Below are 24,395 nucleotides of genomic sequence, written 5' to 3'. Positions count from 1 at the left end.
TCACCCGTCGCGGCATCACCCGTCGCAGCGTCACCGGTGGTTGTTGTGGTAGTGGTGCCCGCACACTCCGGCCTGGTGATCCGGTTGGTATCCAGCGTCACGGCCTCGACCTCGGCCAGCGCGCGGCCGTCGATGGTCGCCCCCGTCGTTACGGTGATCGCTGCCTTGGCCATGATCGTGCCCACGAAGGTGGTGCCGGTGCCGAGGGTGGCCGAGCTGCCGATCTGCCAGAACACATTGCACGGCGATGCGCCGTTGATGAGGGACACGCTGCTGTTGCTCGCCGTCGTCAGCGTCGAACCGACCTGGAACACCCACACTGCGTTCGGGTCGCCCTGGGCATCCAAGGTGAGGGTGCCGGTGAGCCCGAGACTGGAAGAGCGTGTGTAGACGCCCGGAACCAGCGTCAAGCCACCAGCATCCGGGGGAAGGGCGCCATTCGATGCCTGTCCGGCGGCGTCGTTGTACGCCGCGACCAGGTCGGTCTTGGCTTGTTCAGCCACAGTGTCCCCGGAGTGCAAAGTCCCGTTGACCGTACCGGGCGGGAATCCGGAGATGGACGTCCCCGGATGCACTCCGACGTCTCCAGTGACCACTGAGGGCCCGGTGTTGGTGACCTCCGCGCCGGCCAGTACCGCGAAGCTTTCCGCGGTACCCAGATCTACAGGTGTTGCTGCATTCGCCCGTGTAGGCGTCACTGCGACAACGGCAAAGGCGACCAGCAGGGTGAGTACCCCCGCGATCCAAACCGTCATTTGGCGCCGATGCGGCGCATCGGGAATATTCAGTGTCATCGAGGTGCCAACTCCTGTGGGGGTGGTGAAGTCCGACGTTCCTCGTCGAACGGAATCGCCTCGCCTGTCGGCAGTATATTAAGCAGACACCCCACCCCCGTTGCGATTCATCCGGGTGATGTTGCCGGAACCGACCGATCGCATCAAGAATGTATGACCAATACTGAGCTGGCTGGCCGTCACTCATTCGTGGGGCGATCCATCGTTGATGCAGTCAATCCCTCCTGATAGGCCGATCGTCGGCCTACTGCCCGTCAGCGGATAGGGAGGCCACGATTCACCGCGCAAGTGATTTCCCAATTAGGAGGCGTCACCACGGAAACGGGCGATGCTGCAGTAAATGTCCTCTGGATGGCGCAGACCGGAGAAACATCCGCCAGGCCGGATCCGGATTCCGGGAGCAGTCACCGGGCGCGTGAGCCGAGCGCGAGCCGGAGCATGCAGTCAGGCCGGCAGGGCCCGGCTCTGTTCGAAATGCTGTCACGAGCACGGCGACCGTCACGGGCCGGGCGCCTCGTGCTGCGCCACTGCGGTCGCAGCCGCGCGGACGGCGAGGGCGACGTCGAGGTCGCGACGGCGGTTCCAACACGTCCAGTGCCGACTGTGCCACCGGTCAGAGGGCGATCTCCGGCTCGCGCTCGGCTCGCGAGCGCCTCCACTTTCCCGGTTGTCGACCGGCGGGCAGACGTCGACACCTGGTCTGTTGAGGCCCAAAACACTCGACCTGACGGCGTGTCCACCACTGCTACTGCCATCGTGTATTGCTCGCCGTGATGGCGTCCCGCGTGGTGGTGTAAGCGATCACAGTGCGGGTGTGCCCGGGGCGTGCATCCGGTGACGGCCTCCGTTCCCTGCGCATAGGGCAGGCCACCGTGCAAATCTCCCTGGTGAACGGCCAGTTCAACCTTGGAGGTGCCCGATGGCCTTGTCCCAGTCTGACCTACAACGCCTGCTGGAGTCACTACGCACGGCGGACGGGATCGAGCTCGTCCGCAACGTCGCCGAGCGCATGCTGCAGGAGCTGATCGAGGCTGAACTCAGTGGCCGGATCGGTGCCCAGTGGAACGAGCACACCGAGGATCGCACCGGCTATCGCAACGGCCATCGCGACAAGACCCTCGCCACTCAGGCCGGCGATCTGGACCTGGCCATTCCGAAGCTGCGCAGTGGCAGTTTCTTCCCCAGCTGCTGGAACGGCGGCGGCGTATCGACCAAGCCCTGTACGCGGTCATCATGGAGGCTTACGTGCACGGGGTGTCCACCCGCTCAGTCGACGACCTGGTCAAGGCGCGCGGCGCGGACAGCGGCATCTCCAAGAGCGAGGTCTCGCGGATCTGCGGTGACTTGGACGAACAGCTCACGGTCTTCCGCGGACGGCCCCTGGATCACAGCCGCTTCCCTTACCTCTACCTGGACGCGACCTACTGCAAGGTGCGCGTGAACCACCGGATCGTCTCCCAGGCCGTGGTCATCGCCACCGGCATCAGCGAGGACGGCGGCCGTGAGGTGCTGGGTGTGATGGTCGGTGACAGCGAGAGCGAGGCGTTCTGGAGCGAGTTCCTGCGCTCCTTGCGCGAGCGCGGCCTCGGCGGGGTCCGTCTGGTCATCTCCGACAGCCATAGCGGTCTGGTGGCAGCGATCCGCAAGATCATGCTCGGCACCGCCTGGCAGCGTTGTCGCGTTCACTCCCTGTCAGCCAGTGCCGGCCGCGGCGTTCAGGGAGCGGCGGTAGTGCCCGCCACCCGGGGTGGGTGTGGTCGTGAGCATCTTCAACCGCTTCATCTGTGCGTCGGCGGTCCGGTCCTTCCCAGGTACAGCCGAGGCAGGCCCCGCGGTGGAGGTAGGCCCAGGTCTCCTCGGGATGGAGCGGAGCGGGCTGGTTCCAACTGCGGATGATCACGGTGGGTCGGGTTGTGGGCTCGGGCGGTGTGCGGAAGGTGTAGCCGGGGTGGCCCCAGTCGATGCACCAGACGTCACGGACGTTCTGCGTCTTGTCCCAGAAGCGGGGGAGGTAGCGGTGTGCCGTGCGATTGCGCCAACGGGTTCGGTGGGTGTGGTCATGCTCGGGTCTTTCTGAGCGGGGCGGCCCCGGCGGTGCCGGGGCCGCTGTGCTCTTTAGTGCGCGCGGGTGTCCGGCGCTCAGGCGTCCGTCAGCCGCTCGGCTCGCTCGGCTCGGACGATGTCACCAGTTTCACCAGCGCCGCTCAGTCGATGGGCTACTCCGCCACCGGCTACACCAATGGGCGCCAGGTCAACGACGTGTTCAACGACGGCGCCGACTCGGCGGTGCTCGGGCTGTTCGGCCACGCCAACGCCGACATCTTCCAGACCAACGAGGGCGCGACCGACGATCGGGACCAGATCCTCGCCGCGGGCACGACGACCGACGTGGTCAGCCCCTACGCCAACATCCGGTTCCTCACCGAGTACACCCCGTACGTCGATGCGGACGACATGCGGCTGCTGATCCTGGCCGGCTGCGACACCGCTCAGTCCGGGCCTTGGGGAGACTTCAACAAGGCAGCGACCTCCCGCGGCGTCGACTCGGCGATCGGTTTCTCCGGGCTCGTCTACTACCCTGCGACGACCGCGGGCACGGCGATCAGCACCACGAACTACTCCGGCAACTACTTCTGGAGCCGGTTCTCCTACCACGTCACGACCGGAGCCAGCGTCAGCACCGCTCTGGCCCGGGCCCGGACCGACCTGGTCGCGAAGGAGGGCAACGCCGGCGGCTGGGACCGGTACGTCATCAGCGGCGCGGCGAGCAACCCCGGCGGCGTCACCCTCAAACCGGCCGGCGCCGGACAACCGCTCAACAGTCAGCCCCTTGCCACCGAGGCCTTCACCGGCTTCACCCAGCTCACCCCTGTCGCCTCGACCACCAGCCAGGGACCGGACGGCACCGACGTCACCGACGTCACCGACGTCACCGACGTGACCACGGCCGAGGGCGTGCAGTACCGGACACGACAGGACGGCACCATTCTCGACGCCGTAGGCACCCCGACCACCGGTGGCGAGATCACGCTCTCCACCAACGAGGCGCGCGAGGCCGCGCAGCGGTTCGTCCAGGACAACGTCACCGGCTTCTCCACCGACTGGCAACTCGTCACCGACGAGGCCGTCAGCCACGTGGACGGTGACGCCGTGCAGCTGGTGCGGTGGCGGACCGTCGAGGCGGGCAAGGCCGGAGCCCGCGAAGTCACCGCGGAGATCGACCGTCGCACCGGCGCCGTCACCTACCTGTCTGCCAACCGCGGCTCCGCAACTGCGGACTTCCGGCTGACCACCGAGGATGCGATTGCCGCCGCCCGGGCCGTCATCGGCGACACCGCGGGCACCGCGAGCGCGGAGCCGGACACCTGGAACGCCAGCCGCTGGGTTGTCACCGTCGACCGCGGCCTGACCGGACGTAGCGATGCGCAGGTGCCGGATGTCGAGCGCCTGGAGATCGACTCCCGCAACGGGACGGTGTTGTCCCGCAGCAGTACCTGACCGTCCCGACTCGGCGTCCTCTCCCCACCGCCACGAGACCAAGAAAGAGACACCCATGCGGAAACTGCGGAACCTCCTGGTCACGCTCCTGGCGTGCGCCGACCTGACGGTCCCCGTCGCCCCGGCCGCGTATGCGCAGACGACCTACCCCCGGTGCTACGTCGTCACGGACTACGGAACCGGCACCCTGACACCGGGCAAGGTCGGGACCGGGTACGGGACCGGGACCCTGCAGGCGGACTACCTCGACCCCTACAACCGGGACCCTGACTTCTTCGAGTACACCTACATTGACAAGTCCTCCTACAAGCAAGGAGCCACTACCGCCGACTACGAGACCTTCTTGACGGTCAATGGGCAGAACGTAAATGTCAGCCCGCACCCCAACCACAGCCCCGGCTACTGGCTGCACGGTGAGTGGGTCGAGGGCTGGCAGGACAGCCTGGGCCTGTGGCACCCGTGGGAGAAGGGCGACAGGATCACTGTTCGGGTAACCGTCCACTTCGTTCCGACCCTGCAGAACGGCTGGACCGAGGGAAGCTGCATCCTGTGACGACCGGGCCGGGGCAGGAGGAGCAAGGCACGTACGCTGTCGGCATGGCGGTTCCTCCTGCCCCGGCCCCCCGGCCCGCCCTGTACAGGCTGCGGCTGCGGCACGGCGTGGACTTCGCGCGCCGTCTGGAGGCGATGGGACAGACTCAGCTCAGGCCCCCCGGGGTCGGCCACTCCGGCCTGGTCACTGTGGAGTACGAACTCCACGCGCAGCCGCCCGCCCGCTGGCGGCTGCGCCATGTCCGCGACGTCGGCAGCGAGCCCCCGGGTCGGGACGAACGCCTGGTCGTCGAGGACCGCTGGTACTGGTTCCATCCAAACGACGACGTCGAGTACGACGAGTTCCAGCCGGGGGGCGCCGTCGCGTATGACGAGTACCGGCAGACGACCCCGCACGTTTTCCGGCACCTGTTCGAGCCAGATTCCCTGCTGGCGCTGTGCCAGGTGGAGCGGGTGCGACCGGCGGTCCTGGACGGACGGAGAGTGGGGATGGTGGTGGCGCACCCGCACCCGGAGCACCCTGCCCGGGCGTTCGCCTACTGGGGAGCCGGAGCCGACACCTACCGGCTGCACGTCGACGAGTCGACCGGCCTGGTGCTGCGCGCCGAGGCTTCCTTCGCCGAGCACCCGTTCCAGGTGGACGAGGTGGTCCAACTGGAGCTCGGTCCAGATGTGCCGCCCGCGCTCTTCCAGCCCGACCTGGACCCCAAGAATGTTCTCTACCGCAAGGGCGACATCGGACCCGGCCTCCGAGTACCGCCTGCCCGCGCAGCCCGGTACGCCGCAGCGGAAGGATTTGACCTCCTTCTGCCGCAGCCCCTGCCTCGCGGAGCGTCACTGCGGGTCTGGGACCGGCCCGTCAGCCGACGTGAGATGCGCGTCCAGGTCGACCTGGCCTCCGGCCGCCACGTCGTACTGATCCAGTACGCGCCGCGCGACGCGTCCGGCCCCGTCACCCTCCGGGGCAGGACCTGCCTCGACGTGAGCGGCACCGCCGACCCCGAGGAGACCGGGAGCCTCTTGGCACTCCTGGCGCCCGTACGCTGAGGGGCTCAGGGTATGGGGCCGACGGGCTTTTCGGCGTCGGCAGGTCAACGACCGCTCTCGCTGCTGTCGTGGCGGGTCGGCCGGTGGAGCGTTCGGCGATCAGCTTGACCAGGCCGCGGATGTCGCGGTTGACCAGCGCGCGGGACACGTACTGAAGCCGCACCCGGCACTCGCAGGCGATCTGGGCCTCGGCCACCTGGCACACGGAGTACCTGGGGATGGCCGTCGGCGAGCAACGAGGCGCCGGGCGGAGCGTAGAGGACGAGGTGCTCGCCCGCATCTCCCCGGCGCGTACCTCCACCGTCAACGACTACGGCTCCATTACCGTCGACTACAACCCCCGAGCTTGCCCCCAGCTCGACGAGCGGGGCCAGGCTGCTCCGGGCGGCGCCACGCGATGTGCTCGATGAGGTGGGCGCGGCGGAACCGCCAGCGTAGCCAGAGCGTCGATTCGGCATCCCAGAAGGGAGCCACAATAACCTGGTTCCGGCCCGCTTGAAGCCCCATGCCCTGGGTTGCCGCGATAGGCCCGGAGGCATCCGGCAAGCTCGCCCGCCGACCCGAACTCGACAAGGCACTAATGGTCGCTCGCGAGGGCGACCAACTCGTGGTCACCAAACTCGACCGGCTTGGCCGCTCTCTGGAAAACCTGATCGAGCTGTCCAAGGAGCTCCAGGAGCGCGGCGTTGGCCTGGTCATCCTTGACCAGGGCATCGACACCTCCACCGCGGTCGGAAGGATGTTCTTCCAGATCTTGGGGGCGATCGCCGAGTTCGAGCACGCCCTCATGTCAGAGAGAACGATGGACGGCTTGGAAGCCGCCCGAGCCCGCGGCCGAACCGGCGGCCAGAAGCCCAAGCTGGGTCCTCGGCAAGTGCAGCTCGCGCGGGAGATGTACGACTCTGGCGACTTCACCGTCCAGCAGATCGCCGACGAGTTCGGCGTCACCCGCCCCACCATCTACCGTCACCTCAGCAAAGTCCCCAGCCAGTCCCAAGAGCCCGCGTAGCCGAACATCGCTGAGGCGTATCAGTGCAGGTCGGCGATATCCGTTGTTTTCGCGGCGATTACTACGGGGACCCCCGAGGGAGATCTTGGGGTCGGTGAAGGCGCGGTCCTGCATGGTCTTGGAGGCGCGCAGGGTGTCGCGGCGGTGGACGATGGTGACGGTCTTGGCGCGGTGGACGGTGCCAGCAGTGTCGGTGACGGTCTTGATGTCGTTGGCGAAGTCGACGGCGATGACGTCGTCTGCGACCAGTTCGGCGCCGAATCGTTCGGCTTGGGCCCGCAGGTTGTCCATGAGATCCGGGCCCATGGTGCCGTCGCGGAAGCCTGGTGGCGCTCATCTTCATGCCCGGCCGCGCAGCGGCCGCTGATACTGCCGCATGAAGGTCGACAACAAGGAGCTGAACGCCGAGCTGAAGAAGGTCCGCGGCAAGGAGGGAATGCTGTTGCGGGTCGCGGAGGCGGCACTGGCGCAGCCGTCCGGCACAGTGCGGCGGGTCATCTTCACCGATGGTCGGTGGGGAGAACGCTCAAGGCGCTGGCGGCGGAGGTCGCGGGACGAGGCCGCTATAAGCCCCGGGTCCGCACCGGTGAGGATCACCACGGGGTCGGCTTCATGAGCTGTTGAGAGCGCGCAGCTGACGGGCTCGAGGCTTGGGGCGCATCGGCGGAACCGCGGCCCTGGGTCTTTAGAGGGCGGTGGTGGTGTTGTCCGTGGGGAGGAGACGGGGTACCAGCCGGACGTAGGCGACCATGCCGAGGACCTCGATGAGGGTCTGGGTGACCACGACGACTGCGGCGATGGCCAGCTCGTCGGGCAGGGCGAGGGCCAGGGGCAGGACGACCAGGGAGTTGCGGGTCGCGCCGGTGAAGACAATCGCCCGGGAGGCGGGAGCATCCAGGCGGAACAGGCGGGCCACGGATCGCCCTGAGAAGGCCATGACTACGAGGAACAGCACGTAGAACGGGACGACGGCGGCGACGTCGGCGAGGCTGTCGTTCAGCTTGGGCACCTGGGAGGCGACGACGACGAGCAGGGTGGCGGCCATCAGCGGCACCATCGTGGTGGTCGCCGCGTCGGACACTTTCTGCCCGGCCGGGCGGCGTGCGGCCCATGCCTGGGTGGCCCAGGCCAGGGCGAGCGGGATGACGATCAGGAAGGTGAACGCCTCCACGAACGGGCCGATTTCGACGATGTCGGCCAGCTCGGAGCCCATGAACAGGTAGAGGAAGCCCGGTATTAGCAGCATCTGTGCGACCAGCAGCAGCGGGGTGGCGGCCAGCAGGCGGCGGTTGCTGCCGCCTGCCAGCCCGCTGAAGACGATCACGTAGTCCACGCAGGGGCACAGCAGCACCAGCAGCACGCCGAGGCGTATTGCCTGGTCGGCGGGCAGGAACGGGACCATCGCGGCGACCACCAGCGGCACCACCACGAAGTTCACCACCAGGGCGGCGGACAGGAAGCGGCCGTCGCGCAGGCTGCGGACCAGATCGGCGGCGGGTACCTGGAGGAACGTCACGTACAGCAGTGCGCCGAGGACGGGGTTGATGGCGTGCTCCAGCCCGGGGCCGACGGCGGGGGCCGCCCAGCCGAGCACCGCGCCGATGGCCATCGCCCCGAGGTAGACCGCGACCTGGTGGTGTTCCATCCGCTCGACCAGGCCCTGCGGTTCCTGCGACACCGTTGTGGCTCCTTGCTGTGCTGGCCTCGTCTGGGATGGCGGACTTGCTGCCGGTCATTGTGGCAAGCCACCGGCCACTGACCACGTGGGCGGTCAGGAGGCGGCTGGCGGACGGGGCCCGCCGACCGTTGTCCGGGCGCGGCGGCGGGCGAGCAGGGCAGCTGCGCCCGCGAAAAGGACCAGAGTGAGCAGGCTCAGGGCGAAGGGGACCGGGCCCAGGCGGTCGACCCACCCGGCCAGGGTGTTCTGGATCCCGGAGGCCGCGGTGACGATCGGGTCGTCGGGGCTGCCGCCCGCGTACAGGCGCAGTTCGTAGATGCCGTACCAGGCGATGTAGGCGCCGACGAGTACGAGGAGGCCGCCGCCGATGCGGGTGATGTGCGGCAGCACTTTCCGCAGCAGGCGGGCGGCGGACTGCTGGGCGAGGGCTGCGGCGACGGCGAGGACGCCGACGACCAGGCCCATTCCTGCGGCGTAGGCGGCGTAGGCGGCGATGCCGGTGGTGATGTCGCCGGCTTTGAAGGTGGTGGTGGTGACCACCAGGAACGGGCCGATGGTGCAGCCGAGCGAGGCGATGGCGTAGGAGACGCCGTACAGCGCCATCGACCCGAGCCCGGCCACCGGGTTCTTCGTGGCCTGCAGCTTGGGAGTGCGCAGCAGGAGGTTGCGGCCGGTGAGCATGACGATGCCCAGGAGGAGCAGGGCGGCGCCGATGACGATGGTGATGGTCGGCAGCCACCGCTGCACGGTGGAGGCTATGGGAGCCAGGGCCAGGCCGAAGGTGCCGAAGACCACGAGGAAACCAGCGGTCATGGCGGCAGTGGCGGCCAGGGCACGGCCGAGCGCGGCCAGCCGCGCCGGCGGTGCGCCGTTGCCGGTGTTCTGGGCGATGAACAGGGTCAGGTAGGCGGGCAGCATGGCGAATCCGCAGGGGTTCACGGCGGCCAAGGCGCCCGCGGCCAGGGCGAAGGCGAGGATCTCGCTCACTGGGAATCGGTCCTTGAGCCGTCAGTTGCCGGTCAGTTCGGCGACCTTGTCGGCCAGGGCCTTCTCACCGAGTTCGCCGCGGATGACCTCGACTTTGCCGGAGTCGTCGACGAAGGCGTAGGCGGGCTGCTGGGTGACGCCGAACCGCTTCCACACGGTGCCGTCCAGGTCGGCAACATGCTCGAAGGCGGTCACCTTGTAGTCCTTGACGAAGGCGCGCATGTCCGGGGTCTGGCCCAGGCCGGCGACGCCGACGAAGACGGCCTTGTCCTTGGTGGCGTCCTGGACGGCGGCGACGTGGGGGGCCTCGCGGCGGCACTCGCCGCACCAGGGCGCCCAGAACCACAGCACCGCGTCCTTGCCCGCCAGGGTGGAGCCCTCGAACGGCTTGCCGTCCACGGTCTTGACAGTGAAGCGCAGCTTCTTGGGCACCTCAGCCGGCGCGCTGTTGCTCGGCGATGCCGAAGGAGCGGACTCGGCCGGAGCCGAGGTGCTCGCAGCGGGGCTGGAGGGTGCCTTGGCGGAGGCGTCGGTGTTCTGGGTGCCGCAGGCGGTCAGAGCGAACAGGGCGACAGCGGCGAGAGTCAGGGGACGGGCAGGGCGCACGCGCGGATACCTCCGGAAGGAACGGACACCCACCGGCTGACGAGCCGAGAGGGAGCTTGAGACTGACAGGGCGGGGGGTGAGGTCTGGGGGTCAGTGTCGGACCGGGTGGGTGTCGACATCGGCCGGCGCCTGGGTGGGCATACCGAGGTCGACCGGACCCGGCTCGGTCGTGCAGGCCGCGCCCCGGCGGCGGCGCAGCACCCACACCACGCCCAGCAGGGCGGCAACCGCCACCACGGCCAGAGCCGGGATCCACACCGCGCCGATCGCGGACGCGGCGCCGATGCCACCGAGCAGGGCCAGCAGCGGGCCGATGCAGCACACCGCACAGGCCGCCACCGCGACAGCACCGGCTCCGAAGAGCGCCCAGGGGCTCGTTGAACGCTGATCTTGGGTCATGCCGTCACTCCGAACAGATCTGTCAGCAGGGATCCGGCGGCCTCGGGAGCGCGCACGGTCAGCACCAGCTCCGCAGGCGCCAGGTGCAGGGTGAAGTCGAAGAACGCGCAGCATTCCTGCTCGGCGGCCGCCAGCGCGGCGACCTCGGAAGCCAGCTCCGGCGTGGTGGGGAAGGTCAGCCGCAGCCCGTCCGGGACCTCCTCGCGACTGGTGGCCTTGCCCGCCAGCCGCTGCCACTGCTCGGTCCGCTCGCCCAGCTCGGCACCGCCCAGGGTGCAGGCCACCGGAACCTCCCGCCACGCCTCGTCCTCGCCCTTCGGCGGCTCGGTACGGGTCAGGGACAGTTCCACCAACACCGGGCCGGGGCGGCCATTGGCGCTGGTGACGCAGCCGCAGCCCGGCCCGCACGCACCCGCAGGCGCCGGAGTCGACAGCTGCTCATGGACCCCCGCCAGACGCGCAGAGAACGCCGACAACTCGGCCAGGCGCCGGTCCGCATCGGCGATACGGTCCGCCACCAAAGGCAGCAGCCGTGCCCGCACCGCCGCGCACACACCCTGCTCCCAGACCCCGAGCAGCTCCCGGATCTCCTCCAGCGGCAGCCCGAGAAGCTTGGCGGACGAGATGAACGCCAGCCGCTCCACCGACTCCTGGGTATAGACGCGGTAGCCGGCCGGGGTGCGCTCGGCGGGCAGCAGCCCGGCGGTCTCATAGAACCGCAGCGTCGTGGCCGGAACGCCGGAACGCTCGGCAAGCTGAGAAATCCGCAAGCTGGTCACACTGCGAACATAAACCTTCGACCCGACTCGAAGGTCAAGCCCGGATCACCGTCCCCCACCACAACGGCAACGGGCATGTCCGACCGGTGCCTGGCGGCAGGGCCTCGCCGGGCCACACCGGCGGGGGTCAGCAGGCGCAGGTGCCGCTTGCGCAGCCGCTGTCACCGGCGGCGGCCTTGCGGGCGGCGCGGCGGCGGTGCAGCCACCACATCGTCCCGGCGGCGGCCAGCAGAAACCCTGAGACGGCGAGCAGGCCCTTCTCCGCGACGGCGGCGCCGGCGCCGGTAAAGACCCCGGCGGCGATGAGGAACGGCAGGGCGCAGCACGCCGCGCAGGCCAGCGCGGCAAGAGCAGCGGTGACCTTGCTGCGGGTGGGCGGCTTGGTGTCCGGCACCTGGTCGATGTGGGCCCGGTCGGCCGGCGCGGTTGCGGTGGCGGTCAGGGGCAGGGAGGGGGTTTGGCGGTCGTGGTGCAGCGTCATGACGTCTCTCCGTCGGCGAGTTCGGCGTAGGGCAGGGGGCAGTCGGTGCAGGTGCAGTGGGTGAGGCTGTCGCAGCGGGCCGCCACGATGCGAGTGAGGGCGTCGCGGATCACGACCAGGTCGGCGATCTTGCGTTCGATCTCAGCCTGTTTCGCGAGCGCCTGCTCCCGCAGGTCCGGAGTCGGGTGGCCGTGACGGCCAGTGTCCAGCAACTCGGCGACCTCATCCAGGGTGAACCCGAGCCGCTGGGCGGCCTTGATCACGCCGAGCAGGGTGACCGTGTCAGCCGGGTAGGTACGCTGCCCGCCGGGGCTGCGGTCGGGTTCGGCGATCAGCCCGCGGCGTTCGTAATAGCGCAGCGTCTGGATGTTCACCCCGGCGCGTTCGGCAACCTCCCCGGTGCGCAGCCGCCTGCCTTCGATGTCATACATGGCTCAGACCGCCGCACCGCGGGTGCCGGCCAGCGGAAGCCCGGCCTGCAGCCAGTCCAGCTTGCCGCCCGGGTAGACCCGCACGTCGGTGTAACCGAGGCGCTCGAACGCGGCGGCGGTGACCTTCGATCGGCCGCAGGCCGGCCCGGAGCAGTACACCACCACCGTGCCCGCGGTGTTGGGGGCGAGCGCGGTGGCCAGCGGTGCGGTCAGCTCACCGGGCACGTTGACCGCGCCGGGGATGTGCTCGGTGCCGTAGGCCGCCGCCGACAGGGCCTCGACCAGGGTCACCGCCCCACGCTCGAGCAGGGCCCGCAGGTCCTCGCGGGTGATGCGGTCCATCAGCTGCCTCCCGATGCGGCGGGGGCGGCGGTGCCGTACACGGCGGTGACCACGTCGCGGGCCTCCTCCGGGGCGGTCACCGTGAACCGCATCCCCATCGGCCCGATCGTGAGGGTGAAGGTGAAGAACGAGCAGCACGCGAACTCCGCCGCCGCCAGGCGGGCCAGCTCCACAGCCGCCCCGGGGTCGTGGTCGAAGGTCAAGGTCACCCCGCCGTCGGCGGGCTCCCGGCCGGTCGCCGCCCCGACGACCGTCTGCCAGTCGGTGATGCGCTCACTCATGGCGTCGGTGCCGCCCTCCAGCGTGCAGACGATGTCCGACCCGCCGCCGACCGCGGCCGCCGACAAGGCCATCCGGCTCGCCGGCACCCGCGGCGTGGTCACCGCCGACGCGGCCGTCACGCAGGCACAGTCCTCCCGGCACGCGCCCGTGGTGGCCGGCTCGCTCAACCGGGCGGCGGCGCCCTGCAAGACACCGACCATCCCACCCAGCTCGACAATGCGGCGCTGCAGCCCCGCCACCTCTTCCAAGGGGCCCGGCCGCGCGTCGGGCATGCCGGCCTGCAACCGGGCGGCCTCCTCCACCAGCTCCACAATCCGCGCCTCGGTGGCGGCCAGCCGCCCCGTCACCAGCTGGGCCATGCGACCCTGGACCGCCGCGCAGTCCCCGCCGTCGAACAGCCCGGCCAAGCCGCCCAGATCCTCACCGCCGATGCCGAGCTGCTCGGCACCGGCCAACAGCCGCACCCGCACAGCCGACCCCGCCCGCACGGGCTGCTCGGTACGCTCCGCGCTGGCGGTACCGCAACACCCGCACCCGCTGTCCGGCACTGAACCCGACATGGCAACCTCCCCGATCGTCAGCAATGTCGCTGTCTGCCTCGACCGTAAGGCCGTACCTAAGTACCGGATTCAAGCTCGCGATATGTGGTCCCCGTCACATGAGGCCAACCATCGAGCGTTCCGTTGCCCTTTGTCGCCGCCCTGTTCGAGATCGGTGCCTCGCTGCCAAGGCCGCCGTCGACAACGGGTACGCCGACGCGGTCACCGGTTTCTGCTGCTGCGGCAAGACCATGGTCAAGGCTGAGTAGCGGCAGCAGGCGGCGGGCCTGGGGGCCGGGCCGGTGCACGGCCAATGCTGTTGCCTTAAGTAAGCACCTGGGTCTGCCCCCTGGCCGTGGGTGAGCCCTGCCTCCCCCGGATCACAGCGGCGGGATCGAGTCGGGAAAGATGAGGGGCGTGAAAATCGACGGGGCTGTCGCAGCGATCGGGAACGCTCAGGACATGCCAGGTCTGCCCATGGCATGGCGGTGGTCACCCATGTCTCGGTTCGAGTTCTCCCTGGCGATGGATCCTGACGGCCGCTGGGCCTACCAGATGAACTCGCTCGATGTGCACGACGACCGCCTGGCCAGGGCTGTTCTGGCGTTCGCGAGGCAGCATCAGCTCGGCCGGGGCCGAGATGCGCGGCCGTTTACGGTCCTCTCCGGGTTTTCGTATGGGGCCTACCGTTTCGATGCCGTGGCAGCGGCGTCGCCGACTGTGCATGGGTATCACCACGGGCGGAACGAGGCCTTGAACGAGGTCGTCTCGGCGGTCTTCCCTGCGTACCGGTGCGAGTTCCGCGGTGATGAGAACCTGGAGGAGGCGGTTCTGCGGTTCAAGCGCATGCTGCGGCCGACCCTCGTGTCCCGGCTGCCGGTCCCGTACCTGCGCATGCGGTACGAGAACACGCGGACCGGTAGCGGCAGCGTGGGTATGTCCCGCGGGTTCACCACGCAGGATGTGCTGCTGCGGGAGCTCGGGCTTCTTGAGGGTGCTCCTGGCAGTTTCGTGGAGTTCGAGAACTCGCACGGCGAGGTGCGGCGGGTCGAGTGGGACGGTTCCTGGCTGGTGAACGGCCAGCCCCAGGACGTGCGGCTCTCGGAGGAGTGGGTGATGACTGCTCTGGGGTGCCCGAAGACGGGTCTCAGGTAGTCGCCGCCGCATGTCAGAGTCAGCCTTCTTGTTCGAGCTGGTCTCGCCGCCCGGGTTCACGCGGTTCTTTTGACGGTGCTGGGGACGGCTTGAGCACGGGTCTTCCCGCCCGCCGACTGCTCTTGGTCTTCTTGGTCTGGTTGAGGACCCAGCGGCCCGGCTCGACCGCGCCTCGTTTGGCCCGGGTCCGCAGCACGGGCCACCGGTTGGGCTTCTTGACCGCTCGTGGACAGTTCCGGTTCCGGCGGGCCGGGAGCAAGCGGCTGCGTGCTTCCTGCCCGGCCTCGATGAAGGAGCGGGTGAGCTTGGGCGTGGTGGCTGCGAGCTGGGACGGAATGCTTCGGCGGATGATGCGGACGCACTTGAGGTAGGAGACGCGGTCCGTGTCCACGGCGGGGCCGGCGAGGGCTGCGGCGTGAGCGAACCCGCGGATCGCATGGTGGACGGCGAGGTAGGCCCACAGCTCCCGTCGGACGCCTTCCGGCGTGCGGGACCGGATCGGCCCGCCCGGACCAAGATGGTTCTTGATCTCGTCGAAGGCCAGCTCGATCTCCCAGCGTTCCCGGTAGAGCGCGATCAGCTCGGCCGCCGGGTACTGCTCGGGATCCAGCAGGGTCGTGCCGAGGAAGACGACCTTGTCCTCCTTCGTGAAGGTGATGACACGATAGATCGTGTACTTGGGAAGCGCCCGCCCTTCCCTCTGGGCCCTGAGCCGGACCTCCTTGCCCGGGCGCGCCATCGACAAGTACGAGCCGTCGGAAAGGTCCTCCTGGAGGGTGCCGAGGTGGTTGGACTGGAGCCTGACCAGCAGGTCCGCGCCGGTCACGGTGAAGGTGTGGGCGAACTCGACCGACCAGAAGCCGCGGTCGGCGATGACCAGGTCCCCTGGGCCCGTGGAGCCGGCCAGCTGGTACGCGAGACTGCGTTCGCCGTCGCGGTAACCGCCGAGGCGGGCATCAAGCACTCCGTGCGTTCCGATCTCGGCGAGGACCACCGCCCTCACCTGGGGGAACCCGAAATGGAGGCCGCTCGTGGTGGAAGGGCCGTCGAAGGTGTCTCCGTTGCTCACCGAGTCGGGAAGGTCGAACTGGGTGCCGTCCAGAGCGAGCAGCCGCAGCCCGCGCCACCATGCCCCGGGCGTGCCCGGAGTGGCGAGCGGTCCGGACACCTCTCTGAACAGGGCCTCCAGCACTTCCTCGCCGAGCCGGGACCGCGCTCGGCAGAGCGAGGACCGGTTCACCCTGGCTAGGGCCCGGCTGCCCGGTATGCCGCTGGTCAGCACGCGCAGTACCTCCTCGTACGACTCCCGGGCGAACAGACACAGGGCCAGGACGAAGTACACGACCAGCCGCGCCGGTAGGAGGCGGCGCCGTTGTTCGGATCGGTCGTGCTTGGCTATCGCCGCGTCGACCAGTTCCGCAGTGAACACCTTCGTCAGAATCCCGATCCGCACCCGCTGCCCTGCTCTCCACCCCGTCACAACCGGGGCAACGGCGTCCACGGTTCAAAAGCAACTGCATTGCGGTGCACGGCCCCCAGACCCGCCGGATGGTGGTACGGCTCGGCGGCGCCTCTCCGGGTCGTGCGAGCTGGAGCGGGTGGAGTCAGATCGACTTCTTACGCCCGGTTGAGTTACTTCGCCTGGCCGCCTTGGGGCCCTAGGAAGTGCTTATGGATTCGGCGTTCCTTCCGTAGGTTCGAGGCGGTGCACTGCGGCGACCTCGGCGGTGAGCCCCTGCCGGGCCTGCTTGAGGCGTTCGCGGTGCTTCCTCAGCGCCTGTCGGGTGTTCGCGAGGGCGGTTGCTTGTCGTGCCTCCAGCTGCGTGAGTCTGGCGATCTGCCGTTCGGAGTGAGCGATTTCGTCTGCACGGAGGAGGGTGGTGGGTCGGCGGGGTGCTGGTTTGCGGGCGAGTGTGCGTTTCTTGTTCAGCTGTGTGCGGGCGAAGGCGATGAACTCGTCGCGGGGGACGTACTTCATGCGCCTGTCGCCGATGCCGGTGAGCAATGCGATCTTCGGGAAGTTGGCGTGGCGCTTGGCCCAGTTGCTGACGGTGGAGCGGGTGACGCCTACGAGGTCGGCTCCGGCTGCGAGGTTGACCAGTTCGTCTTCGCGGCCCTTGAATTCGGGGCGAAGCCATGTGATCGAGTCCATGGGAGTCACGCTGCTTCGGCTGAGTCGGCGTCCAGCGGCAGAGTCTCGTTGATCGCCATACGGCGTTCCCGCTTTCTGGGCACCACGGCGAGGTCGTAGCCGCCGCCCGGTGCGCCGCCGGGCCGGTGCTGCTTCTCGATTCCTGTACGGATGGTGCGGACCGGTCCGCCGTTGTCGAACCATCCCTCGGGGTAGAGGTGTTTGGCGTGGGTGAGCCAGTGCCGGCCGCGCCGTTCGGGCAGGGGCGGCAGGGTCCGCCACTTCGGGTGGGTGTGGTCGTGAGCGTCCTCTACCGCTTCGTCTGTCCGTCGGCGGTCCAGGCCTTCCCAGGTACAGCCGAGACAAGTCCCGCGGTGAAGGTAGGTCCAGGTCTCCTCGGGATGCTGGGGAGCGGGCTGGTTCCATCGGCGGGTGATGACGGTGGGCTGGTGGTCGGCGGTGGGCTCGGGCGGGGTGTGGAGAGTGAAGCCGGGGTGGCCGTAGTCGATAGACCAGACGTCTCGGACATCCTGGGTCTTGTCCCAGAACCGCGGTAGGTAGGCGGTGTGCCGTGCGACTGCGCCGACGGGTTCGGCGGGGGTGGTCATGCTCGGGTCTTTCTGATCGGGGCGGCCCCGGCTGTCAGCCGGGGCCGCCGTGTTGTTCAGTGCGTGCAGGTGTCCTGCGCTCAGGCGCGCTTCAGTCGCTCGGCTCGTTCGGCTCGGACGATGTCGAGGAGGCCGAGGGGGTCGGCGCCGGTGTTGATGGCGTCGTGGAGGAGGTCGGCCATGGCGTACTCGGGGGAGGTGTTCAGTGCCTGTCGGAGGGCGAGGCGGGCGGTGATCTTGTCGTCCTGCCTCCAGGCGACCCAGGCAAGGGTGGTGAGGAGGGGTACTGCGTTGTCGGTGTACGGGTGGACGCAGCGGCGGGCGAGGTAGGTCCACAGGCGTCGGGCGTGTGGGAGGTCGTCGTCCTCGGCGAACTCGAAGGCGTGGTCACGTGCGTGGTTGTCCTGGAGTCCGTGGATGAGCCGGGCGGCTATGTCGTCAGCGAGTTCGGTGGCGCTGTTACGGAAGTCGCGGATGGCGCCTTCGAGGAGGACGCGGGTGGCGGCGAGCGACGCGTCTTCGCCCCCGGGGTGGGCGTGCTGGTGGGAGTAGTTGTCTCCTTCGTTCTTGAGGGCCTGGAGCAGGCGCGGGGCGGACGCGGAGTCGATGGGCTGGAAGTCGGCGATGATGTCGCGGGTACGGCGGCCGGGCGAGTAGCCGAGCCGAATGAGTTGCGCGGTGATGCTGGTGGGGTCGTCGAGGGCGGGCAGCAGTTCGCCTTCGCAGCATCCGGGCAGGTCGCATGCGTACGCCCACCAGCGTCCTGCTACGAGGCTGAGGGTCTGCTGGGGGACGCCGCGGTGTTCGCTGAGCGCGTCGACGAGCCTGTCGGCCACGGGCCGAAGGAGGTCGGCGGTCTCCTCGGCGGTCTGTCCGGGGCGCGGCTCGCGGCAAAGGTAGATGACGATGTTGCAGTCGGGGCCGTGGCCCTTGTCCTGGGCGTAGTGGATGAAGTTGCACGCTGCGCCTTCGGCGACCTGCTGCCAGGTGGCGGGGTCCTCGGGCAGGGGGCAGGTCATGCTCGGCCCGTCGACGAAGTTGGGGCCGGGGCAGTGGAAAACGATGCTGTCGTCGGGGTAGTGCCCGAGCATGAACGGCAGGATCTCGGCGAGGTTGGCCAAGCTGTTGATGGTGAGCTTGTTCTCGGGGATGTTCACTTCTGGGTTCCCTTCTTGGCGGTCGTGCGACGCTTTTTGGCCGCTGGTTTCGTGGGCTCGGGCTTGGGCTTGGTGTCGGGGGCGGGTATTGGGCTGGCCACGCGCTTGGGCTTGTTGGTGAGCGCGGGGATGAGCTGGTGGCGCACCACGGCGCCGAGGAGCCCTCGGACGTAATCGGGGTGGCGGGTGGTGACGGTGGCGTGCCAGGTGCGTCCGGGCTGGAGGCGGGCGTCGTTGGCGGCCTGCGCTTCCGCCTGTTCCTCGTCGGTGCCGTCGGGGATCGGCGGCAGGTCGGGGCCTGCGGCGATCCAGGTCTGGATGGTCAGGTCTCCGGGTTGCACCCGCAGGCCGATGCGGTGGCCTTGGGGGTGGGTGTAGAGGGTGGTGCGGTCGGGGGTGTCGGTGTCCTGTTTGAGCCAGGGCGCTTCGAGGTCGGGGGCGAGTTCGTTGAGTGGGTGTGCGGTGCCCGTGTCCTTGGGCGCGGCGAACGAGGGCCTGCGGCTGCGTCGTATGGGGGTGGCACGGGGTCGTGCGAGGTCGTGCTCATCGGTCATGCGACGGCCGTCTCCTTGCTGGCCATGAGTTCGTCCACGAGGCGGAAGGCGCGGCGGGAGGCGACGATGGCGCTCGCGGTGTCCACGTAGTTGTCGCGTTGTTTGAAGGCGTCTTGGGCTTCGGCGAGCGTCTTGGCGTAGCCGCCGTCCTCAAGGGCGAGGGAGTCGGCGCAGCCGATGAGGCATTGCGGTCCGAGGTCCCAGATGATCGCGTTGACGGCGGCGCAGGCGGCCGAGAGTGCGTCGATGTCGTTGCCGTACCAGCGGTAGTTGTGCGGGTTGAGGCCGAGGTCGCGCAGCCGCTGTGCGGTAGAGCGGAACATGGTGCCCGAGCCGACCGCGGGTTCCCAGATGGACTTGTTGGGGCCGCCGAAGTCCTTGTCGACGAGCATGTTCGCCAGCAAGTCGGTGACGCAGGCCGGCGTGTGGTACTCGCCGCGCCATTTCTTGTCGCTCTTGTGCCGAAGGCCGGTCAGGAGCGGGCTGAGGACGTCGGCTTCGGCGCGCATGTGGGGGTCGTCGTGGCCGGTGAGGTCCAGCAGGCCCTGGTTGATGGCGCGGTGGGTGACGGCGTGGACGGCGCGGATCTGCTGGGTGTCGGGGTTGGGGTTCCAGGCCCAGTCGTGCAGGCGTATCGCGCGGTTGATCAGGTCGGGGCGTTTGATCCAGTGGCCGAGGTAGATCTCCTTGAACAGCTGGGGCAGTTCGTGGGGCTGGCGCTGGAGTATCCAGTCGGCCAGGCCGTTGCCGACATCTTCGGGCTGGCGCAGGAGGGCGATCGCCGCGATGGTGCCGATGGGGACGTCGATGCTGTTGCCGCCGTGGTTCTGGTACCAGGCGTCGATGGCGTTCTCGGCGATCTTGCGGGCGTGCTCGTGCGGGTCGCGCGGGGCGAGGATCTTTCGCCAGGTGCTCTTGGCGGGGGTACGTACGGCTGCCTTCGACTTGGGCGGGTTCTTCTTCGCCCATGCTGGGGCCGGTCGTTGTGTCGCTGTGGTGTCGGTCCGTGGCAGGAACATTTCGTCGTCGGACACGGGCATCTCCTTTCTGCGCGCATGGCGCCGCCCCGGTGCGCGGTGCGCGGCCGGGGCGGCTGTGGTGCGGTGGGTGACGGTCAGGCGGTGGGGCGGGCGGGCGCGCCGGAGGCGAGGGCGCGGCCCATGACCTCCTCGGCGAGCTCGTCCTGTCCGGCCCGGTGCAGGCCGAACTGGAGGTACATGAGGGCGAATTCGTCGGTGTCCATGTCCGCGGTGAGCTGTTCGAAGTTGAGGTGGCGTACGGCCAGGGGGCGGAAGGCGTAGCTGCGCCGCAGTGCCTGCTCGATCTCTTGGAGGACGTCGGCGGCCTGTTCTTCGTCGAGGCCGAGGAGGCGGGCCCAGGCGCTGAGCATCTGGTCGTCTACCGGGAACTGCATGGTGCTGTGGCCTTTCTGCATGGGCCGCTCCTGGCCCGCTGGTGGGCGGGCCGGGAGCGGTGGGCGGTCAGGAGGGGAAGGGGTTGTCCCGGTAGTCGGGGTGGCAGGCGGCCCACAGGCCGCCGGGCAGGGGTTCGGTGACGATGCCCCATCCGGCCCAGCGCATGACCGCGAGGTAGCCGAGTCGGCCGCCGGCGAAGCCGGTGCGGTGCTCGGCGTCGGGGTCGGGCTGGATGAAGACCCAGCCGGGCATTTCGTCTTGGCAGCCGGGGTCGACCTGGAAGCCGGGGGCGAGTTCGCGGGTGCCGTCGGTGTGGATGGGCGGCAGGTCGGCGGCCTGGAGGATGCGGATGGCCTGCTGCACGCGGGGGTGGTTGTGGAACTGGGGCAGGGTGCCGACGCCTTCGCGGATCACGGGGCGGTGGACGGTGGCGCCGACGCTGGCCTTGTAGATGTCCATGAGCAGGTGTGCGTCCTCGATGCGGCCTGCGAGGCGCATGGCGAGGTTGCTGACGATGGCGACGGTGTAGTGGTCGTTGTCGATCAGGCGGCGGAACTGCTCGGCGGTCAGCTGGCCGTAGCGGGTGGCCTGGATGGCGGCGTGGGTGCGGGTCGCGATGCGCAGGGCGCGGGCGACGTGGTCGGGCTCGACGCCGATCTGTTCGGACAGGAGTTGGACTCCTCGGCCGTAGGTCATGGTGATGTTCTCCAAGAGACGCTTGCGCGTATGGGTGCGCCCCCCGGCGGTGGGCCGGGGGGCGCGGTTGTAGGGATGAGGTTTCGGGTTACGGGACCATGTGGAATTGCACGACCTTGGCGAACATGGCCTGTTCACCGTGGGTGAGCGGGCGGTCGATGATGCGGGTGATCGGGTATCCGCTGTTGTTCTCGTCAGCGGTGACGGTGGAGATGAGGTCGAAGTTGACCACCGTCCAGCTCACGCCCTGGTGGGTGAGAGTGCAGAACCGCTCGGCCGCTGAGATGTCGTAGGTGATCTCGCTGTCGGCGAAGGCTGCGATCAGGACCTGCTCATTGACGGCCGCCCGGCCGTTGTGGAGCTACCGATAGGGAAGGTGACCCATTCCGAAACCCTTTCCGTTTAGTTCGGTGTTTCCGAACTTCTTAGTTATATCTTAATCGCAAATACCCCAAAAGCAAGGTTTGCCTAATTGAATTCGAATTGATTTTCCGCAATTCAATTCCCTAATCCGCAGCGGCCGGAATGAGGGCGGGCCACCGCACCGCCTCCAGCGCCCGCCGGTGGGTGTCGGGCACCGGGACCGTGGGGTAGCCGAGCCAGTCCAGGCCCATCGCCGCGAGGATCGTGGCGTCGGCTTGGTCGTAGCGGCCGGGCCCCTCGCACTCGACGCCGTACCGCTCGACGGCCGCGCTGCGCACCATCCCCTTGGCCACCCGCGACCGCTCCTTGCGCGGCAGGTGCTGGGCAGGGTTCGCGCGGCCGGTGGCGTAGATCGTGCGGTGATGAGGGTTGGCCACGGCGTACGGGATGCGATGGCGCCACAGGTATTGCGTCACCAGCCACCACAGGCCGGCCAGTTCATGGTGTCCGGCCTGGCTACCCTGCGCGTACGCCGCGCCCTCGACCACCACCAGGTCGGCGCTGTCCTTCACGCACAGGCCGATGGCACCCAAGAGCCAGTCCAGCCTCTCGTGGCTGCGCCGCTTGCCAGGGCGGGCGGCCAGTGCCCAGTCCGTGCCCGCAATGCCGGTGGAGGTCAAGGAGAGGTCCAGGCCGATCACGCGGGGCTGCCACTCCCCTTTCTCCTGGACGCTGGGCAGGGTGACGGGCGCGCTTTGCAGCAGCGCCGTCATGCGGCTGTCCCTGCGCGATCGATGACCTCGGCCATCGCCAAGTCGCGGCGGAACGGTTCGCCCATCTCGCGCTCCAAGTCCGCGTATTCCTCGGCCAGCTCGGGCCGCAGCCGCGCGGCGCAGGTCAGTTCGAGCTGGGCGGTCACCGCTTCGCCTCCGCCACGGCAGCCAGGTGCTTGGTGATGAGCCGGTCGGCCTCCGTCATCGCGGGCACCTTGAGCTGCGCGACCCACTCGCCGAAGTAGCTCTCCGCAGGGCCCCAGAGGTACCAGCCGCTGTCGTGGTACCCGTCCTTACTGTTCTTCTTGCGGTAGGCCAGCTCCCACCAGCCTTCGCGCCAGCGCCACATACGCCGCGCCTCCGAATCGGGCACCCATCCGGCGCGCTCGGCCAAGACCTGAAGGCGCGCCATGTCCGTGCGCAGCATCGCGTTGGTACGGGTGTGCTCCTCGTTGAGCGCCATAAGACGGCGCACGTCCTCCCCTAGCAACTCCTGCATGCCGTTGGCCACCTGGGCCAGCCGCTCGGCAGTCGCGTTGGCTTCGCGAGCGCGCTGACGAGCGGAGTGCCACGCCAGGCGGTAACGGTTGGCGGTGGTGCGACGGTAGGCCGACAGCTGTGCGCGGGCCTGGTCGCGCTGGCGGGCGACGCGGCGCAGGACGGTGGCGGCGCCGGGCGCGGCGTGTTCCTCCAGCCACTTCGCGGTGGCTTCTATCTCGGTTCCCACAGGGTGATGCATCTTGGTTCCTTCGGCGGTGCCGCCCCAGCACAGGCTGGGGCGGCACCTGGTGTGCGGCGGTTACGGGCGGGGCGTCTTGGGGGCCTTCTGGATGCAGTTGCCGAAGGCGGGCATGGGGGAGCGGCTTGAGACGAGGTCACGGAAACGCGTGCCGGGCCGGAACCTGATGACGCGGGAGGCGGGCACCTTCACCTCGTCACCGGTCTGCGGGTTGCGCCCAACGCGGGCCGGGCTGGCCTTGGGCACGAGGGTGCCGAACCCGGTGACCGAGACCGCCTCACCGGCGGCGACGGTGCGCACGATGACGTCGAGCACGGTCTCTACCGCGAGGGTCGCTTGGGCACGGCCACCGGTCTTGGCGGCGACGGCTTCGATGAGCTGGGCCTTGTTCACAGTGTTCCTCTCACTTCGTGCGCAGTACGGGTCGGGAGTGCGGGTCGGGGCGCGCCATGCGGCCGGGAGCGGGTTGAGGCCGATGCCGGAGTCGCCGTCGGGCCCGGCACCGGAATGCGGGTCTTCTCCGCCGCCAGCGATCAACACTGCCAGTTTCAAAAATGTCATCTATATCGCGGCCTTGCTTACGCCGGGAGGCGCAGCAGGCTTCCGCCGACCGCGAGCACGGCGGTCAGCGGGAGGACGACGCCGGAGCGGTCCGCCAGCACGACGACCGGCTCCTCGCCGGGCGCGGGCCGCGCGGGCATCAGCCACTGGCACCCGAACCGGTCGGCGTAGCGGGCTCCGACCTCGTAGGACACGCCCTCGTGCAGGAAGCATTGCGCCCGCAGCGAGGCAGCCCATCCGGCCAGTGCCTCTCCCTCGCGGGCGCCGGGCCGCGGCATCTGCAAGCCGATGAAGTTGGTCCCCCTGACCACGAGTGCCGCCCGCATGGCGCCGTGACGGATGTCGACCTCCTCGCCGGCGTGCTCCCACAGGGCGAGGTCGGCCGCGCTCAGCCGGACGGCAGCGCGAGCGTACGAGGTCGGCTGGGCCTCGGCGCGCAGCAGCTCGCGCCAGGGCAAGTCGGCCGCATACGTGGCGATCGGCACCGTGATCTGCGCCGCGCCTTCGGAAAAACGCAGCCGGGGAAGGCCGCTGTCCAGCATGTTCTCCACCCGGACGTGGCGGGAGGACTCCAGCCAGCCGCGCAGGGCCGAGATCTCGTCGAAGGCCACGGGTGCTATCCAGTGCGCGGCGCCGTCCACACGGGTGCGGGCGACCGCCAGCGTGCGGTCTCCACCGGCGGCGGCGTGCAGCCAGCGCCGGGTGCAGTCGAGGACGACCACGTCCAGGTGGTCCATGTCGGGTCCGGCCGGGCGATGTGGGGTGACCTTGTCGAGGATGGCGGCCAGCCTGACCGCCTCGATGGTGAACATGTCGCT

The 24,395-nt window shown here is 69.1% G+C and carries 31 protein-coding genes and 2 pseudogenes; 7 read left to right on the top strand and 26 right to left on the bottom strand.

Translation table 11 applies throughout. From position 1 onward, the window contains the following. Positions 1-794 (bottom strand): ice-binding family protein (locus tag J7E87_RS15205; RefSeq protein ID WP_215094103.1); only part of this gene is annotated, 794 nt, incomplete at its 3' end. Positions 795-1,713: 919 nt separating this feature from the next. On the opposite strand from J7E87_RS15205, the pseudogene J7E87_RS15200 reads away from it, so the two are divergent. Continuing rightward, a pseudogene (locus tag J7E87_RS15200) lies at positions 1,714-2,534 on the top strand (IS256 family transposase); the annotation flags it as partial. On the opposite strand, the gene J7E87_RS36455 reads toward J7E87_RS15200, so the two are convergent. Then, positions 2,443-2,757: a DUF6349 family protein gene (locus tag J7E87_RS36455; RefSeq protein ID WP_374195178.1), complete on the bottom strand. Its 315-nt coding sequence runs from the start codon at positions 2,755-2,757 to the stop codon at positions 2,443-2,445. The pseudogene J7E87_RS15200 and the gene J7E87_RS36455 overlap by 92 nt on opposite strands. Before the next feature lie 155 nt (positions 2,758-2,912). Here J7E87_RS36455 and J7E87_RS15195 point away from each other — a divergent pair, with 155 nt between their 5' ends. The 4 genes from J7E87_RS15195 to J7E87_RS36450 all read left to right on the top strand — a co-directional run bounded on the left by J7E87_RS15195 (position 2,913) and on the right by J7E87_RS36450 (position 6,900). Further along, the gene (locus J7E87_RS15195) at positions 2,913-4,292 is read left to right on the top strand and encodes a PepSY domain-containing protein (RefSeq protein ID WP_215094101.1); all 1,380 of its coding nucleotides are present in this window, start codon (positions 2,913-2,915) and stop codon (positions 4,290-4,292) included. Positions 4,293-4,347: 55 nt separating this feature from the next. Further along, positions 4,348-4,845 carry a hypothetical protein gene (locus J7E87_RS15190; RefSeq protein WP_215094099.1) on the top strand — a complete coding sequence of 166 codons (498 nt, stop codon included), beginning with the start codon at positions 4,348-4,350 and terminating at the stop codon, positions 4,843-4,845. 44 nt (positions 4,846-4,889) lie between these two features. After that, on the top strand, positions 4,890-5,891 hold the full coding sequence (locus J7E87_RS15185; protein ID WP_215094097.1) for a hypothetical protein: 1,002 nt from the start codon (positions 4,890-4,892) through the stop codon (positions 5,889-5,891). 505 nt (positions 5,892-6,396) lie between these two features. Beyond that, a complete protein-coding gene (locus tag J7E87_RS36450) occupies positions 6,397-6,900 on the top strand; it encodes a recombinase family protein (RefSeq protein WP_215094095.1) in 504 nt (167 codons plus the stop codon). 78 nt (positions 6,901-6,978) lie between these two features. Here the strand turns inward: J7E87_RS36450 and J7E87_RS15175 are convergent. After that, a pseudogene (locus J7E87_RS15175) lies at positions 6,979-7,227 on the bottom strand (NAD(P)/FAD-dependent oxidoreductase); the annotation flags it as partial. Between the two features lie 49 nt (positions 7,228-7,276). Here J7E87_RS15175 and J7E87_RS15170 point away from each other — a divergent pair. Further along, positions 7,277-7,516, top strand: coding sequence for a hypothetical protein (locus J7E87_RS15170; RefSeq protein WP_215094094.1), 240 nt, complete (start codon positions 7,277-7,279; stop codon positions 7,514-7,516). Between the two features lie 69 nt (positions 7,517-7,585). Here J7E87_RS15170 and J7E87_RS15165 read toward each other — a convergent pair whose 3' ends face one another. The 9 genes from J7E87_RS15165 to J7E87_RS15125 all read right to left on the bottom strand — a co-directional run bounded on the left by J7E87_RS15165 (position 7,586) and on the right by J7E87_RS15125 (position 13,446). Further along, a complete protein-coding gene (locus tag J7E87_RS15165) occupies positions 7,586-8,578 on the bottom strand; it encodes an arsenic resistance protein (RefSeq protein ID WP_215094093.1) in 993 nt (330 codons plus the stop codon). A gap of 93 nt (positions 8,579-8,671) precedes the next feature. Next, positions 8,672-9,565: a cytochrome c biogenesis protein CcdA gene (locus J7E87_RS15160; RefSeq protein ID WP_215094092.1), complete on the bottom strand. Its 894-nt coding sequence runs from the start codon at positions 9,563-9,565 to the stop codon at positions 8,672-8,674. Between the two features lie 21 nt (positions 9,566-9,586). Continuing rightward, complete coding sequence (locus tag J7E87_RS15155) at positions 9,587-10,171, bottom strand: redoxin domain-containing protein (protein ID WP_215094091.1); 585 nt, start codon at positions 10,169-10,171, stop codon at positions 9,587-9,589. Between the two features lie 91 nt (positions 10,172-10,262). After that, positions 10,263-10,571, bottom strand: a complete 309-nt coding sequence (locus J7E87_RS15150; RefSeq protein ID WP_251017465.1) for a hypothetical protein — start codon at positions 10,569-10,571, stop codon at positions 10,263-10,265. Beyond that, positions 10,568-11,350, bottom strand: a complete 783-nt coding sequence (locus J7E87_RS15145; protein ID WP_215094090.1) for a MerR family transcriptional regulator — start codon at positions 11,348-11,350, stop codon at positions 10,568-10,570. Before J7E87_RS15145 ends, J7E87_RS15150 begins: the two co-directional genes overlap by 4 nt. A 127-nt stretch (positions 11,351-11,477) precedes the next feature. Then, a complete protein-coding gene (locus J7E87_RS15140) occupies positions 11,478-11,831 on the bottom strand; it encodes a hypothetical protein (protein WP_215094089.1) in 354 nt (117 codons plus the stop codon). Further along, the gene (locus J7E87_RS15135) at positions 11,828-12,262 is read right to left on the bottom strand and encodes a MerR family transcriptional regulator (protein WP_215094087.1); all 435 of its coding nucleotides are present in this window, start codon (positions 12,260-12,262) and stop codon (positions 11,828-11,830) included. The genes J7E87_RS15140 and J7E87_RS15135 overlap by 4 nt, the downstream gene beginning before the upstream one ends. 3 nt (positions 12,263-12,265) lie before the next feature. Further along, positions 12,266-12,604: a rhodanese-like domain-containing protein gene (locus J7E87_RS15130; protein ID WP_215094085.1), complete on the bottom strand. Its 339-nt coding sequence runs from the start codon at positions 12,602-12,604 to the stop codon at positions 12,266-12,268. Continuing rightward, a complete protein-coding gene (locus J7E87_RS15125; protein WP_215094083.1) occupies positions 12,604-13,446 on the bottom strand; it encodes a hypothetical protein in 843 nt (280 codons plus the stop codon). Before J7E87_RS15125 ends, J7E87_RS15130 begins: the two co-directional genes overlap by 1 nt. Before the next feature lie 477 nt (positions 13,447-13,923). Here J7E87_RS15125 and J7E87_RS15120 point away from each other — a divergent pair, with 477 nt between their 5' ends. After that, positions 13,924-14,580 carry a hypothetical protein gene (locus J7E87_RS15120; RefSeq protein ID WP_215094081.1) on the top strand — a complete coding sequence of 219 codons (657 nt, stop codon included), beginning with the start codon at positions 13,924-13,926 and terminating at the stop codon, positions 14,578-14,580. A gap of 19 nt (positions 14,581-14,599) precedes the next feature. Here the strand turns inward: J7E87_RS15120 and J7E87_RS15115 are convergent, their stop codons facing one another. The 14 genes from J7E87_RS15115 to J7E87_RS15050 all read right to left on the bottom strand — a co-directional run bounded on the left by J7E87_RS15115 (position 14,600) and on the right by J7E87_RS15050 (position 24,389). Beyond that, entirely contained in the window at positions 14,600-16,033 is a 1,434-nt protein-coding gene (locus tag J7E87_RS15115) for an IS4 family transposase (protein WP_215094079.1), read from the bottom strand. 216 nt (positions 16,034-16,249) lie between these two features. After that, positions 16,250-16,732 carry a hypothetical protein gene (locus tag J7E87_RS15110; RefSeq protein WP_215094077.1) on the bottom strand — a complete coding sequence of 161 codons (483 nt, stop codon included), beginning with the start codon at positions 16,730-16,732 and terminating at the stop codon, positions 16,250-16,252. A gap of 5 nt (positions 16,733-16,737) precedes the next feature. Next, positions 16,738-17,319 carry a DUF6349 family protein gene (locus tag J7E87_RS15105; protein ID WP_215094075.1) on the bottom strand — a complete coding sequence of 194 codons (582 nt, stop codon included), beginning with the start codon at positions 17,317-17,319 and terminating at the stop codon, positions 16,738-16,740. Positions 17,320-17,399: 80 nt separating this feature from the next. Then, positions 17,400-18,476 carry a DUF4192 domain-containing protein gene (locus tag J7E87_RS15100; RefSeq protein ID WP_215094073.1) on the bottom strand — a complete coding sequence of 359 codons (1,077 nt, stop codon included), beginning with the start codon at positions 18,474-18,476 and terminating at the stop codon, positions 17,400-17,402. Next, on the bottom strand, positions 18,473-19,030 hold the full coding sequence (locus J7E87_RS15095) for a hypothetical protein (protein ID WP_215094071.1): 558 nt from the start codon (positions 19,028-19,030) through the stop codon (positions 18,473-18,475). Before J7E87_RS15095 ends, J7E87_RS15100 begins: the two co-directional genes overlap by 4 nt. Beyond that, positions 19,027-20,064, bottom strand: coding sequence for an N-6 DNA methylase (locus J7E87_RS36160; protein WP_215094069.1), 1,038 nt, complete (start codon positions 20,062-20,064; stop codon positions 19,027-19,029). Before J7E87_RS36160 ends, J7E87_RS15095 begins: the two co-directional genes overlap by 4 nt. 80 nt (positions 20,065-20,144) lie before the next feature. Continuing rightward, positions 20,145-20,465, bottom strand: a complete 321-nt coding sequence (locus J7E87_RS15085; protein ID WP_215094067.1) for a hypothetical protein — start codon at positions 20,463-20,465, stop codon at positions 20,145-20,147. A 46-nt stretch (positions 20,466-20,511) separates the two neighbouring features. Further along, positions 20,512-21,141, bottom strand: coding sequence for a hypothetical protein (locus tag J7E87_RS15080; protein ID WP_215094065.1), 630 nt, complete (start codon positions 21,139-21,141; stop codon positions 20,512-20,514). Between the two features lie 88 nt (positions 21,142-21,229). Next, positions 21,230-21,385, bottom strand: coding sequence for a hypothetical protein (locus tag J7E87_RS15075; RefSeq protein ID WP_215094063.1), 156 nt, complete (start codon positions 21,383-21,385; stop codon positions 21,230-21,232). Positions 21,386-21,647: 262 nt separating this feature from the next. After that, positions 21,648-22,277, bottom strand: coding sequence for a hypothetical protein (locus tag J7E87_RS15070; RefSeq protein WP_251017464.1), 630 nt, complete (start codon positions 22,275-22,277; stop codon positions 21,648-21,650). Beyond that, positions 22,274-22,423: a hypothetical protein gene (locus tag J7E87_RS15065; protein ID WP_215094061.1), complete on the bottom strand. Its 150-nt coding sequence runs from the start codon at positions 22,421-22,423 to the stop codon at positions 22,274-22,276. Before J7E87_RS15065 ends, J7E87_RS15070 begins: the two co-directional genes overlap by 4 nt. Beyond that, the gene (locus tag J7E87_RS15060; RefSeq protein WP_215094059.1) at positions 22,420-23,016 is read right to left on the bottom strand and encodes a hypothetical protein; all 597 of its coding nucleotides are present in this window, start codon (positions 23,014-23,016) and stop codon (positions 22,420-22,422) included. Before J7E87_RS15060 ends, J7E87_RS15065 begins: the two co-directional genes overlap by 4 nt. 60 nt (positions 23,017-23,076) lie before the next feature. Further along, a complete protein-coding gene (locus J7E87_RS36155; RefSeq protein ID WP_374195176.1) occupies positions 23,077-23,409 on the bottom strand; it encodes an HU family DNA-binding protein in 333 nt (110 codons plus the stop codon). Between the two features lie 185 nt (positions 23,410-23,594). Then, positions 23,595-24,389: a hypothetical protein gene (locus J7E87_RS15050; RefSeq protein ID WP_215094055.1), complete on the bottom strand. Its 795-nt coding sequence runs from the start codon at positions 24,387-24,389 to the stop codon at positions 23,595-23,597. Positions 24,390-24,395: the final 6 nt, after the last annotated feature.

Origin of the sequence: Streptomyces sp. ISL-1 (assembly GCF_018614585.1) — a bacterium.
GTDB classification, from domain to species: Bacteria; Actinomycetota; Actinomycetes; order Streptomycetales; family Streptomycetaceae; genus Streptomyces; species Streptomyces maoxianensis.
Note: the sequence above shows the minus strand (reverse complement) of the source record. Positions and strands in the feature narration are given on the sequence as shown.

Coding starts and splice junctions, on each gene's coding strand:
- J7E87_RS15150 (WP_251017465.1), bottom strand. CDS start 10,571: ATGACCCAAGATCAGCGTTCAACGAGCCCCTGGGCGCTCTTCGGAGCC.
- J7E87_RS15105 (WP_215094075.1), bottom strand. CDS start 17,319: ATGACCACCCCCGCCGAACCCGTCGGCGCAGTCGCACGGCACACCGCC.
- J7E87_RS15070 (WP_251017464.1), bottom strand. CDS start 22,277: ATGACGGCGCTGCTGCAAAGCGCGCCCGTCACCCTGCCCAGCGTCCAG.
- J7E87_RS15120 (WP_215094081.1), top strand. CDS start 13,924: ATGTCTCGGTTCGAGTTCTCCCTGGCGATGGATCCTGACGGCCGCTGG.
- J7E87_RS15080 (WP_215094065.1), bottom strand. CDS start 21,141: ATGACCTACGGCCGAGGAGTCCAACTCCTGTCCGAACAGATCGGCGTC.
- J7E87_RS15130 (WP_215094085.1), bottom strand. CDS start 12,604: ATGGACCGCATCACCCGCGAGGACCTGCGGGCCCTGCTCGAGCGTGGG.
- J7E87_RS15190 (WP_215094099.1), top strand. CDS start 4,348: ATGCGGAAACTGCGGAACCTCCTGGTCACGCTCCTGGCGTGCGCCGAC.
- J7E87_RS15125 (WP_215094083.1), bottom strand. CDS start 13,446: ATGTCGGGTTCAGTGCCGGACAGCGGGTGCGGGTGTTGCGGTACCGCC.
- J7E87_RS15060 (WP_215094059.1), bottom strand. CDS start 23,016: ATGCATCACCCTGTGGGAACCGAGATAGAAGCCACCGCGAAGTGGCTG.
- J7E87_RS15185 (WP_215094097.1), top strand. CDS start 4,890: ATGGCGGTTCCTCCTGCCCCGGCCCCCCGGCCCGCCCTGTACAGGCTG.
- J7E87_RS15050 (WP_215094055.1), bottom strand. CDS start 24,389: ATGTTCACCATCGAGGCGGTCAGGCTGGCCGCCATCCTCGACAAGGTC.
- J7E87_RS15170 (WP_215094094.1), top strand. CDS start 7,277: ATGAAGGTCGACAACAAGGAGCTGAACGCCGAGCTGAAGAAGGTCCGC.
- J7E87_RS15135 (WP_215094087.1), bottom strand. CDS start 12,262: ATGTATGACATCGAAGGCAGGCGGCTGCGCACCGGGGAGGTTGCCGAA.
- J7E87_RS36450 (WP_215094095.1), top strand. CDS start 6,397: ATGCCCTGGGTTGCCGCGATAGGCCCGGAGGCATCCGGCAAGCTCGCC.
- J7E87_RS15095 (WP_215094071.1), bottom strand. CDS start 19,030: ATGACCGATGAGCACGACCTCGCACGACCCCGTGCCACCCCCATACGA.
- J7E87_RS15085 (WP_215094067.1), bottom strand. CDS start 20,465: ATGCAGAAAGGCCACAGCACCATGCAGTTCCCGGTAGACGACCAGATG.
- J7E87_RS15110 (WP_215094077.1), bottom strand. CDS start 16,732: ATGGACTCGATCACATGGCTTCGCCCCGAATTCAAGGGCCGCGAAGAC.
- J7E87_RS15140 (WP_215094089.1), bottom strand. CDS start 11,831: ATGACGCTGCACCACGACCGCCAAACCCCCTCCCTGCCCCTGACCGCC.